Raw genomic sequence first — 13055 nt, 5'->3', positions numbered from 1 at the left:
GGTTGTTCATACACTAACTTTGATTAGATATTTAAAAATTAAACAACACGACAAAATAATTATATAGATGAACATCGAGCAGTTAGAAAATTTATTTTATTCAGGTGATCTTGCACTTTGTATAGAAGAAGGAGAGCAGCATCTTAAAAATCATCCTGACGATACAGCGGTATTGTTTTTAATGGCCATTGCACATTACGATTATGTTTACCCTGGTCACCCAGAGCTTGTCTATGACACGATGAATCAATTTACGGTTCCTTATCTTAAGAAAATTATAAGCCTTGAGCCCGAAAATTCAGAAGCATTACAGCATATACTAAGTTATGCATTGAATAACGATTATAATTTAGCTTATATTAATCTTTCCAAAAGACACATCACGTCCGAAAATAGGAACGATTATATCGGATATACACAGCGTTTAATTCAAGATCCTAACCATGCAACATCTGGTTATGATTTCTTAATTAGGATTTATGAATCTGTTGGAGAAAAAGCGGCTGTTTTGAAAACATTGGATGAAGCAATGTTTTTCTTTACCACATATTTTACAGCAGATAGAGAACAGCGGGACCAGTATAATGCGATCTTCCTGATGAAGAAGATTTATCTGCTACAGGAAAATAAATTAATACCTCCCGATCAAATCATTCAGGTTATAACAGATCACATACAGCAATTTGCCAGCGATGATGATAGCGACTACCTGTATCTTGCAGAAATAGCTTTTGAAAATGAAGATATGGCCTTGACAAAGGCCATCTTATTGAAATTGATCAGAGGAACAAATAGTAAAGAGGACGTTTTGGATGGGCTGGTGAAATGGCACCAACGTTTCGATAAGCTCATTAAGAATGGACTTGTCGATGATGACGTGTTTTATTTCCAGTTAATCGTTGAGCGGAATCATTTTGAGAGGATGCATCTAAAGGCCGATTTTTATTATCATCACGCACTGAGGCTGTTGGATACGCATTCCGATAAATTTTCGTTGTATCATTTTGCAGGCACCTATTTACATGAAACAGCCCGCCACGCAGAAGCATTACCACTACTGAGTAAAGCCCTAGAAATTAAATCGGCATCCATAACCTGGAGACGCTATTTTATATCTAAATATTTAGTAACGGGAGCAATCGATCTGGAACTTCCAACATTTGAAGATTTGCCTCGGGAACTGTACAATGACGGCGTTGAACTTAGCGAATTTATTACGGAGGAAATTACAGATCCGGAAGATCTTGCGTTGTTTCAAGCGATGTTATCGGGTCTTTATGAACAATCTTTTCATGCTTTCCAAGCATATTACGAAGAAGGTAGTTATGAAAGTGACTATCTCGGCAGCAGACACAATTGGGCCATGTGCTGCAATAACTATAGTATAGAACTTATTAAAAATGGATGTTATGGGACTGCAGTCGATGTGATCCATACTGGTCTGCAAAATAGTGAATTTGAGGAACTCCATCATACTTTATTAGATGGATTAATAAAACAAGAAAATTATGTCGATGCAAAAGCCGCGTTAACAAAATTCTTTCATACTTATACGGCAGAAGATTCCAACTTTTATTTATATCTGAAACATCAAGCCGATTATTTAGTTGTCAAGAATGGCTTAGGGGAGACTGAAAATATTGCTGATGAAGCACAGGAATTGCTAATTAAAATCTATCAACACTATATCGAGAATCCTGATATTTCCGATTATGATTTTAGAGATTATGAAGCCGCGAAAAATACTGTTGAAGGACTGCTGTACGATATTTATGGCGACGAACCATATGATGTTAAGATCGCTTATTATACGCATATTATTGAGCAGTATCCCCATGAAGCACATGCGCCCTATGTGCTGATGCAAATTTACAATGAACTGGAAGACTACAAAAACGTCAACCATAACGCTCGATTATACTTAGCCAATAAGAAGGAATTTATTATTAATGCCTTTGATAAAGCAAAAACGTTGTATATGATTATGAAAAGTCATTATTTCATGGAGGAGTATTCAGCAGGAATTGACTTTTTTACAGCACATGATTCTTATTGTGAAGAAGCATTTGACGCACCGGAATATCTACAATGGCTGTTATATGGTATCAAATTATTTGCAGCTGACAATCAACTGGAACCCTTGCTTAGGTACTCCAATAAATTAAAGCATATTTATGAGACCGAAGATCGGGCATATGATGATACCTCCGAAGAAGTTCATCTGTTAGTGGCAAAAGCTTTGTATGTCAGTGGCGATTTGAAGCAAGCGCATCAACATCTTGACATTGTATTGGGCTATAGTGATCATGTTGCTTTGGCAGATGAGTACAAAAAGACTTGGAAAAAACCAGGTTTATTCTCAAAATTATTTTAGTGATCACGTTGTTATCGTTTTTTTACTGAAGCTAATTCCATGACAAGCAGTGCTAAAAAGTACTGCTTGTATCGTCAAGAGATGAACGTGAAAAATCGATTTCAACTGCAATGTAATTGAAGAAAGTGGGTTTACCTTTAGCAGATATCGCTAAAAACACAGAAGTTACACGATGTCAAAATCTCCACCGTACTTTTAATCATAGCTTGGTTGGTATCGATCAAGATTATTGTATTTTGATTTCAAAGCCTACAAGAAAACTTGGTGAGCATAACTATAGTCTTCAAGAATTGGAAGGTACTAAATTTTGTCACCAGATAATCTAGCATGGCATAGGAGGAAAGTGGATAAGAAAGGATAGATATTTAGTAATAAGTCCTTAAAACAGATTTAGCAAATAAATGTAGCTGATTTCCATTGTCATAGGGATTATAATAGCATTAATATATTCCTATTGATGGTAAAAATCTATATATTTATTAAAATTGAATTTAATAGTATATTAATTTATAGGATTATTCTCTTTACGAAACAGTTTGTAAAGAAGAATTAAATTGATAAAAGACGAATACTGCTTTAGGTTAAAATTTAATAGGGTTTATTTTATCATCCCATTGTTTAAATTTAATTAAGTACAAAAATTCGGTTTTAAATGGCTGAATTTCGACCTCATCGTTTTGTGGATGGAATTTTAAAGATGCTTATCTAGTTTAGATCTATAAACTAATTTAATATGAGCATAAGAAGAATTTCCTTCGTATTATTTTTTTCATTGACATCTGTTTTACTATTAAAAGGGGGCTCCATAAAAAAAGTAGAAAATGTAATATCGCAGAGAATCGGATTAGATAGCGTTATATTCTATGGGAAAATTTTAGAACAAACAACAGAAAAGGTAATCCCATCTGCGACGATTCAAGTAATCTCTATCAATGATAGAGAAATTATCGATAGATTATCATCTGATCAGGAGGGGAGCTTTCAGATGCGAAAAGTTCTTAGTGATTCAATATTACTTAAAATTTCACATGTCGGTTACGATAGTTTGGATTTTTTTTTAAAAACTTCGTCGATCTCAAAAGAGCCTTTAATAATTAAGCTTTTTCAAAAGAGCCGAACCATTGATGAGGTTTCTATAGTATTAAAAGCTCCAATAGTAGAAGAAAAAGATGGTAAATTAATTTATAACGTTGATGGAACCAACAATTCGGATAGTTTTACCGCAGACGAATTACTAAGAAAAGTACCATACGTTAGCGTTGATTTTAATGGGGAGGTCAAACTACGTGGGAGTTCTAGTGTGAAAGTATTCATTAACGACAAACCTTCTACTCTTATTGCTGGATCAGTTTCGGATGCATTGAAATTAGTTCCCGCAAGTATGATTAAACGTGTAGAAGTCATTACAAATCCAGGCGCTAAATATGATGCAGAGGGCACTGTCGGCATCATAAATATAATAACAAAAAGAGATCTTAAAGGCATCAATGCATTTGTGAATGTTTCGGCAGGCTCAATTGGAAATGCGAATATAGCAGCAGGCGGCGGTATAAGTAACACGAAGTTTTCATCAAATGTTTCTTTAACTTCCAATTATTACAGGAATAAAATTCATTCCGAATTAGAGAGAAATAGTTATGGAGATCAAACACAGTATTTATTTCAAGAAAGTGATATAAGGGCCATTGGACGGTCTTATGGAGCCAATCTATCATCAAGCTATAACTTCTCTCATAAAAATATTTTATCAGCCGGAATTCAGGTGAATGATGTTAATAATGATAGGTATGAGGATATCAGTTTTTGGTCCTCGGTTAAAGGAGTGGGAACGGGTGCAAATTCACGATCTATAGATAATAAGATTAAAAAACCAGGTTATTCTTTACATCTTGATCACAATTTGAAGTTGAAGGGTGAAAATCACTCTTTGATTTCATCCATTATATTAAGTTCATCGGATGATAATAACCATTATTTTCTTAATCAAGATCGTGCTTATGATGATAGAAGTTTTAATTTGCAAAAGCGTAAAGAACTGTCGGCACAAATAGATTATTCCAAACCACTTTCTAAAAGGATCAATCTTGAATTTGGAATGAAATATATTGGAAGAGCTTTTAACAGCTCTTCGCTGATGTCGGCATTTGATAATGCTAGCCAAAGTTTTGAACTTATGGACAGTTCATTGAATGAAATGGATTATGATCAGCAAATTATTTCTGTTTATAACAGTTATAATGTTTCACTAGGAAAAGGTTTCCGATCCAATACAGGATTACGTTACGAAAGAACAATAAATGATGGAAGAGTGGATCGTTTGCATTCTTTCGAAAATGATTTTCGTAACCTTTTGCCAAGTTTGTCTTTCGTAAAATCTTTTGGGAAGACTAAGCAGTCTATACGATTAAGTTATAATCAGAGGTTACAGAGACCGGGTATTACATTTCTAAACCCCTTTATAAATCGTGCTGATGTCAATAATGTTCGTTATGGAAATCCAAACTTGAAACCTGAAAAAAGTCATCAAATAGAGGTTGCATATTCAAATTTCTCAGTTAACAAATTATTTTTTACACTGTCACCTTTTTTTACAATCGTGAATAATTCTATTCAAGAAAAAAGAGATGTAGGTTCAGATGGCTCAACCTCTGTTACCTTTCAAAATATAGGAAAAAGTAGATCTTTAGGGGGAAATATCTATTTTTCATATCAGGATTCCAAATTTTCTGTTGCACCAAATTTGAATATTTTTTATAGTAAACTTTCAAGTGAAACTTATTCCAATAAGGGCCTTACCATGAACGCCAGTATATTTGCTTCTGCAAAATTCAGTAAAGGTTTCTCATTAGAGTTATATTCGAACTATAATACTAGAGAAATTAATTTACAAGGGTATTCAGATGCGCTTTCGTATTCAATGATTGGTGTCAAGAAAAATATAATAAATAAAAGTTCAAGTATTTCCCTATCGATGTTAGAGCCATTCCATAAAAATGTAAAATTACATACTGAAGTTTCAGGATATAATTTTAATCAAAATTCTACAATAGTAGCACCAATACGACAATTACGTATAAGTTTTCGTTATCAATTTGGCAAAATTAAAAAGAGTGCGAAACAGGATGATTCGGATGTCATTGAAGACAAAAACGCTGGAGGTACAGCCATCCAAGTTAATTAAAAAGTTAAATAATTAGAAAATTAAAACTATAAAAGCTATTCCATAATATAAGATTCAATGAAGAGATTTTTGAGTACATATTTTAGGGCTTACCTGTTTGCTTTTTTATTGTTTGCCATTATTCTATCGAGTGAAGTTCAGTTTAGTTCCGAATATGTGTTGGGTTCTATCTCCGACTTCTTTCTATCCATCTTTCCAAGATCTTTAATTTATAGCATTCCAGTGGCATTTTTAATGTGGTACTGTGGACAATTTGATTTTCAAAAGCCTAAGCTTAATAGATTAATACAAATTGTAGGATTCCTCTTAATTGGTGTGGCAGTTACAGTGCTCGAAAAGCTGTTGGAGTTTTATTTAGGTACTTGGAACGTTAAAGAATCTTTTGGACTTTTTTTAACTAGCCGTTTCTTTCCCACGTGGCTTGGATTAAACATCTATTCTATAATTTATGGTGCAGTAACTTTATCTATCTCAAATATGCGCAGAAATGTTCTATTACAAGAGCAACTTCAAACTGCTAGTATCAATGCAATAAAAGCCCAGTTAGAACACCATTTCTTATTTAATAATCTCAATACTCTTTATTCTCTTATAGATGATACTAACCCCAAAGCATTGAACTTTTTACATAATCTTTCCGAACTATACCGATATCTTTTAAAGAACGCTGACAACCAAACTGTATCATTAGTGGAAGAGCTTTTGATCGTAGAGAAATTCATTAAGATGACACAGGAAAGGTATGGTTCCAATTTAATAGTTTCGATAAATTATTCACACCAACTTGATGATAAGGCTGTTATTCCTCCTTTGTCAATATATAATCTTGTTGAAAACGTAATAAAGCACAACATTATTGATGATAGTCATCGCGTGAGATGTACGATTGATTTAACATCCCAATTTGTGGTTGTCTCAAATAATATGTTTGGTAAAAGGTATTCTTATACGAAGGAAAACAGTGGGATTGGTTTAGCAAGCTTAAGAAAAATATATGCAATGCTTTCAACAACGAAAGTGGAAGTGGATATCATAGACAATTTCTTCATTGTCAAAATTCCAATATTACAATCCCATCAAACCAATGGAAAAATTAAATTAATAGCATATGAAAATTGTAGTCGTTGAAGACGAAATCGCTGCTTACAATAATATTGAAAGACTAGTTCGAAATGTTAAAAGTGAATCTCTTTCGATTATAGCGTGGCTGAAAAGTATTGAGGAAGCTGAAAAATGGTTCATGCTAAACGGTGAGCCAGATTTATTATTGTTGGATATCCACCTGAGTGATGGCTTAGTATTCGAACTATTTACAAATTTAGAGATTAATTGCCCTATTGTATTCACTACGGCGTTTGATCACTATGCTATAAAAGCATTTGATTATAATGCATTGTCATATCTATTGAAACCAATTTCACAAACACAGTTTGATGATATGATTAAAAAGGTATTTCAAAACAGTTCAAATTATAAAATCGATAATTCTTTGCGTCGGTTAATTACGCAGCTCGATACTTATAATTCTAAAAATATTTTACGTGAACGGTTTCTCCTTAAAAAAGGTGAAAAGTATTTCGTGGTTAAAACTTCTAATATCCGTTATATATATATAGATCATTCCGTGATACTGGAAACGCTCGAAGGTGAGCGTTTTATTTTAGGAAACACACTTGACGAACTTGTTAATCAGTTAGATCCCTTGAAGTTTTTTAGATGCAACAGACAAGTAATCGTTAATGTTGATGCCATAACAATAGTAATACCTTATTTTAAAAATAGTTTATTATTAAAGCTGGATACAAAGACCGACTGTGAAATCGTAGTTCCTAAAGATAAAGTACGAGCCTTCAAACTCTGGATGGATAGATAGAAAATATGAAAAAGTTACCTTATTTATTTATAAACAAATTGTGATTATTTTCCATTTACAGTAATTTTGACTTCATTTCCCTCTTGTAGACCACTCACACCTCCGCCAGTATATTTAACAGTGTACTTTCCCGGTTTGATCGTATAGTTTTTTGCAAGGTTGTATACTGTACTGACGCAATCATGTGGTTGCACTAGAATATAACTTTCCGCAGGAGGTGGCATCACCCTTCTTGCCATCGGACCAGTAAACTGCGCTTCTGTTCCCTGTTCATCGATAATCTCCATATATTTTCCTAAAATCGGTTCAAAGGGTGTTTCCCATTTACAAAACCGCTGTACCGTGTCTGAATGGTTGAATACAGAGAATGATAATAGTACGGAATCTGTGGAAAAATTAGGGTCAATCGCCTGTAGTTGTGTCTCCAGAGGAATTAACGTTGACGTATCCTGTTTAACTTCAGTTGTGTCAGAAACATTTTTTTGATTTTGACAGCCCGTCATTAATATAGCTGCAAGAATTAAGAAAGAGAAGGGACGAATCATATGTATGTATTTAATTAGGGGTAATTACTGATCAGTAGTTAATGAATTTGGTTTTGCCTGTTATATCTAAATAAAAGAGATTTATGATCATTCCAAGCAATTTGCAGTTGATTTAAATCTGTATTTTGTCAATATGTGATACGGTTTTAATACAATTGCGGCAGATTGGCAATTAATATCTCGGTTAGGAACTGATTCCGGATCAGGATTAGTGGATGCTTTTGATCGTATTGTGAAATTTTTCTCCAAACATTTAACCGGCTTCTCCGCTATAAGATAAGTTCGATTTTCTTTGATGTTATCCTTCGTTGAGCCTTCTGGACCATCCTCAAAAGACCACGTGGTACTGGTACTGTAAGTGAAAAATAAAGTACTGTCCTGTACAAAATAACGATCTACAGCCTCATAATGATCATATTCATTATATCTGTGGACAATTAGCCTGAGGTTACCATTTTTTGTAAAGTAACTCACCGTCCCATTTTTTTCATCTTTGCATGAATATTTAAATGTTGTGGAATCCAATTGACCATCTTCGAGTTGTTTATTGACAGCTGCATAAGCCTTTTTTATATCATCCATATTAAGAAGAGGTATATGTTCTTCTGCTGATCTTGTGGGTGACAGTGTATCAGTATTATGAATAGTTGTATTTGTTTTGCTTTTATCAGAACCTGCTCGATCTGTACATGCAGTAACAACACATAAAATGATCAGAGGTAGCAACATCTTCTGCGATGGCAAGATCTTAAGTATTTTACGAGTTTTCTGCATATTGACGGAGTATCTATTTATATCGATAAAATGCTCAAATGATATTATAATATTATAACAATACTGATATAGAAATGTTCATCCACCCTCAAGTATAGCTATATAACAGACTTTGATATCGTATCTAAAGATATCCGTTCAAACGTGTAGAAAGAGAACCTGGGCTATCTAGGGGAAAAATAACTTATCTGAAAAAGTTATCGGTCAGCATTGGGTTAAACTGTTCATAAACCATAGGCAAAACTCATGAGATTCGATATAGAAACTTATAAAAACAAATAGATAAAATATACATTTGCGTAATCTAACCCATATCTTGAATCCGCTCATGCTCAGATAATGAGTAAACCTTTAAAATTCGAAAATCGGCCTTAAATCGGATTAAACCTATATGTTACCATTATTCATCTATTGGATCATTGATATAGTGTAAAATTACACCTTATTTTATTAAGTTGGTTTAAAATATAACTAAATTGTGTATGGTAAGATATAAATACAAAGATGGAAAAGGAAAATCAAATTACAGCAGATAAAATATTTGAATTGTACGGAGAGTACATTTTGAATCACGGTGAGCAGCCAAAAAATATTTACCGTTTTGCAAAGGACAATGATTTTGAAGAAAAAGACTTCTACGATTATTTTACAAGTTTCGAGCAGATTGAAAAATCAATGTTGGTCAATCTTTTTGAAAAGTCCGTAGCATTGGCGTCAGAAGTTAATATTTCTGATAAGATCACTTCGAAAGAAAAGCTTTTGAACGTATATTTTATCTTTTTTGAAAACATGACGATGAACCGTTCGTTGGTTTTGATGATTCTGGGGAATGATAAATTACATGCTGCAAAAATTTCAGATCAACTCAAGGAAACGCATCGAAACTTCATCAAAACCCTCGATTTTAACGATTGGAGTATAATTAAAGAAGCAAAAGATGATGTGAAAAATTTTCATGACAAGGCTAGAGAAGAAGCATTTTGGCTTCATTTGGTTTCTGCCATCGAGTTTTGGAAAAGAGATACCTCGCCATCATTTGAAAAAACAGATATTTTCATTGAAAAAACAATAGATACAGGTTTTGAACTGATGGATAATGAACCATTGCGAAAAGTAGTCGACCTTGGCAAATTTTTATTCAAAGAAAAATTCAGAAAAAGTTAAATGACAGATCTGCATTTAAAATCCTACTATTTTTCAATCAACATGATGGAAATTCTTGACGTCTATTAGCAATGAAATTTTAAAAATGAAAACACTCCATAAAATACCGACAGGAAAGTTAGAAAGAACGAGCAGTTTGCTGAAAGCAGGCGCCAAAGTTGGCGTTAATTACATCAAATATTACGGAAATAAAATTACAAAAGATAAAGATGAGGACGAAGCTCGAAAAACTTTAAATGAAGATAATGCGACCGATATTTACGATTCTTTAAAAGAATTGAAAGGTTCTGCTCTGAAAGTTGCTCAGATGCTGAGCATGGAAAAAAATATTCTTCCGCAAGCCTATGTAGAGAAATTTTCTTTATCTCAATTTTCGGTTCCGCCACTTTCCGGAGCTTTAGTAAAAAAAACTTTCAGAAAATATTTCGGGAAAAATCCGGAAGATCTTTTTGATGAGTTTACAGATGAATCTGTTAATGCGGCAAGCATCGGACAAGTTCATAAAGCCAAGAAAGATGGTCAAGATTTTGCAGTCAAAATTCAGTATCCGGGCGTGAGGGAAAGTATTTCAAGCGATCTGAAAATGGTCAAACCGATTGCGATGAAGATGTTTAATATCAAAAAAGAAGGTTCAGAATCGTATTTTCAGGAAGTGGAAAATAAATTGTTTGAAGAGACAGATTATGATCTGGAACTCAAAAGAAGTCAGGAAATTTCTGAAAAATGTGCGCATCTTCCGAATCTCGCTTTTCCTACATATTATCCAGAATTTTCCTGTGAAAGAATCATTACGATGGATTGGATGAATGGAAAGCATTTCTCAGAGTTTACAAAACTAGATAATTCTCAGGATGATTTGAACAAGATCGGACAGACACTTTGGGATTTTTATATGTACCAGATGCATGTTCTGAAGCAGGTACACGCCGACCCGCATCCCGGAAACTTTTTGGTTTCCGCAGATAAAAAGTTGCTTGTGATTGATTTTGGTTGCATCAAGGAAATTCCGAATGATTTTTACAAACCTTATTTTGAATTGGCTGAACGTAAGAATCTGGATAATCCTAAATTTTACAAAGAAAAATTATATGAGCTTGAGATCCTGAGTGATCAGGATTCAGCAAACGAACAAGAGTTTTTTACTAAATTATTCTACGAATTACTGGAATTGTTTACAAGACCTTTCAATGTCGCGAATTTTGATTTTTCTGATGAAACTTTTTTTCAGGAAATTGCAGATTTAGGTCAGCGGTATGCGAAACTGAGTAATATAAAAGGAATGAACACCAACAGAGGGTCGAAACATTTTATTTATCTGAACCGCACATTTTTTGGATTGTACAATATGATGCACGATCTGAAAGCGCAAAATATCGTCATCAATCACTATAAAAATTTTAAACAATAATGCCTGCTAACTTACCTTCGAAGATTTGTGTAGTCTGCGGATTGCGCTTTAATTGGCGAAAAAAATGGAAGAAAAATTGGTGAGACGTAAGCTCCGCTTGTATTGCGGTAAATAACACCTGTATTTACCGCATACACTTTAGAAGCGATGGCAGTCTATATACACGAGCGACATAATTGGACAGATTTCCAATGGTGAGACCAGAAGATACTTAATTTATTAAGCGAAGTTCGATACCTGCAAGGAAATCTTATTCGAAAAGTAAAGTTGCAAGGATTCGAACTGAATACAAGATATCTCACCTTTTATCAGGATCATGAAAAGCCATTCTGCCAAGAATGGCTTTTATTTCTTAAATATAATCATCATCAATAACATTTTAATGTTATTTTGGGTGTAGATTAATGATAGACTATTATGCAACTAACCAACCAGATACTATTTAACCCTTATTTGATTGAATATGCAATGCAGCAAACATTGGACAGACAATAACATGTATTCAATGAACAGATATATCCTAGTTTTTATTATAGTTCTATCTGGATTACAGGTCTTTTCCCAGTCCACATACTCCAATATTTCTGACAGTGCGGCGTTATACCCGAAAAAATATGGGACATTCAAAGATTACGCATTTTTGCTTAATGGAAAGCTTATCAAGCGAAAGGCTTTACTTAATAATCCAGAAGCTAAGCTGAATAATGTTTTCTCGAACAGCATTACGCTGGAAGGTAAACGTTATGCCGGAGCAGTATATTTTCATACGGAAGAGCGGTATGCTCCTCACGTCCGATATGCCGATCAACCGGCCTATTTCATTAATGGCAGACAGGTTAGTCCTTATCAGATCCGGTTGATCAAGTTGGAACTTTATAAGCGGATCTCGAAGTCAGCACAGGATACAACAATAAATGGTAGCCTTTACCGGGGTTCTATACATGTAGATACCGATGAAGATTTTTTTGCAGACCGTATTGCCTTGCCCGATCTTATTGAAAAGTATACCGGTTTAAATCCTGAACTGGTCACCGTTCGTTGGCTCGGTTCTGAAAACCTAGATAACAGTGAAAATGATACGGGTACGATAATCGGAAGTAATTTTCCACTGTATTCATTCAAAATCGGTAATTCATCCGTTAAGAAAATAGAGGTAGATCGTTTCCACTTTGCTCAGGGTGAGCGGTATGTGGTTCATCTTAGTGACTACAGTTATAAATGGAGTAAATCTAAAGCTGCATTATTATTTGAAGAGCCTTTGGCTCTTGATACGGTATTTCCCTGTTATGTTTCGGACTATGATATGCAAGAATATAGTATTTTTACTCACGCACAAATTGATCCGACAGTCTATAATGGTCTAAATTTTTACCTAAAGAAATTATCATCGACAATGGAACTTCTTGCAGTTAAACCAAGTACGGCTACACAGACCGATTCGATTACCGTTCAGTTTATCGTGATGAAGAATGGTATGATTACCGCTCTAAGCAGTGTCGAATCAGATAAACCTGGTCATGGAGAAATTCTTTCTGCTATTAAAAAAAATGCCTGTGTCTGGTCTCCGGCCATAATGGGCGGTAGACCTGTTTTTTGTCATAAAAAAATGGTGATTTTCTATAGTATAGATAATAAGGGAAAAATTCAATCGTTAGATCGTGTTGAATACCGTTATGATCATCATTAACCGAATATAACCCACAGATATTTCAAATTTTGACGAATCACAGCTTAGA

Annotated in this window: 10 protein-coding genes; 8 read left to right on the top strand and 2 right to left on the bottom strand. The window is 34.1% G+C overall.

Annotation, left to right across the window (positions count from 1 at the left end; genetic code table 11):
- The first annotated feature begins 67 nt into the window (after nt 1-67).
- The 4 genes from FHR29_RS11405 (at nt 68) to FHR29_RS11390 (ending at nt 7428) form a co-directional block, all read left to right on the top strand.
- Nucleotides 68-2374 carry a hypothetical protein gene (locus FHR29_RS11405; RefSeq protein WP_183914751.1) on the top strand — a complete coding sequence of 769 codons (2307 nt, stop codon included), beginning with the start codon at nt 68-70 and terminating at the stop codon, nt 2372-2374.
- A gap of 733 nt (nt 2375-3107) precedes the next feature.
- Entirely contained in the window at nt 3108-5555 is a 2448-nt protein-coding gene (locus FHR29_RS11400) for an outer membrane beta-barrel family protein (protein WP_183914749.1), read from the top strand.
- 57 nt (nt 5556-5612) lie between these two features.
- Nucleotides 5613-6683 carry a sensor histidine kinase gene (locus tag FHR29_RS11395; protein WP_183914747.1) on the top strand — a complete coding sequence of 357 codons (1071 nt, stop codon included), beginning with the start codon at nt 5613-5615 and terminating at the stop codon, nt 6681-6683.
- A complete protein-coding gene (locus FHR29_RS11390) occupies nt 6664-7428 on the top strand; it encodes a LytTR family DNA-binding domain-containing protein (protein ID WP_183914745.1) in 765 nt (254 codons plus the stop codon). The genes FHR29_RS11395 and FHR29_RS11390 overlap by 20 nt, the downstream gene beginning before the upstream one ends.
- Nucleotides 7429-7472: 44 nt before the next feature.
- Here FHR29_RS11390 and FHR29_RS11385 read toward each other — a convergent pair whose 3' ends face one another.
- Nucleotides 7473-7973, bottom strand: a complete 501-nt coding sequence (locus tag FHR29_RS11385) for a protease (RefSeq protein WP_183914743.1) — start codon at nt 7971-7973, stop codon at nt 7473-7475.
- Between the two features lie 87 nt (nt 7974-8060).
- A complete protein-coding gene (locus FHR29_RS11380) occupies nt 8061-8747 on the bottom strand; it encodes a hypothetical protein (RefSeq protein WP_183914741.1) in 687 nt (228 codons plus the stop codon).
- A 504-nt stretch (nt 8748-9251) separates the two neighbouring features.
- On the opposite strand from FHR29_RS11380, the gene FHR29_RS11375 reads away from it, so the two are divergent.
- The 4 genes from FHR29_RS11375 to FHR29_RS11360 all read left to right on the top strand — a co-directional run bounded on the left by FHR29_RS11375 (nt 9252) and on the right by FHR29_RS11360 (nt 13006).
- The gene (locus tag FHR29_RS11375; protein WP_183914739.1) at nt 9252-9911 is read left to right on the top strand and encodes a TetR/AcrR family transcriptional regulator; all 660 of its coding nucleotides are present in this window, start codon (nt 9252-9254) and stop codon (nt 9909-9911) included.
- Between the two features lie 85 nt (nt 9912-9996).
- A complete protein-coding gene (locus FHR29_RS11370; protein WP_183914737.1) occupies nt 9997-11319 on the top strand; it encodes an AarF/ABC1/UbiB kinase family protein in 1323 nt (440 codons plus the stop codon).
- On the top strand, nt 11319-11402 hold the full coding sequence (locus tag FHR29_RS26870) for a DUF2256 domain-containing protein (protein WP_183916657.1): 84 nt from the start codon (nt 11319-11321) through the stop codon (nt 11400-11402). Before FHR29_RS11370 ends, FHR29_RS26870 begins: the two co-directional genes overlap by 1 nt.
- Before the next feature lie 422 nt (nt 11403-11824).
- Nucleotides 11825-13006: a hypothetical protein gene (locus tag FHR29_RS11360; protein ID WP_183914735.1), complete on the top strand. Its 1182-nt coding sequence runs from the start codon at nt 11825-11827 to the stop codon at nt 13004-13006.
- Nucleotides 13007-13055: the final 49 nt, after the last annotated feature.

Source organism: Sphingobacterium sp. JUb56, assembly GCF_014191365.1.
In the GTDB taxonomy this organism is placed as follows: Bacteria; Bacteroidota; Bacteroidia; order Sphingobacteriales; family Sphingobacteriaceae; genus Sphingobacterium; species Sphingobacterium anhuiense.
This window is presented reverse-complemented; position numbering and strand designations above follow the sequence as displayed.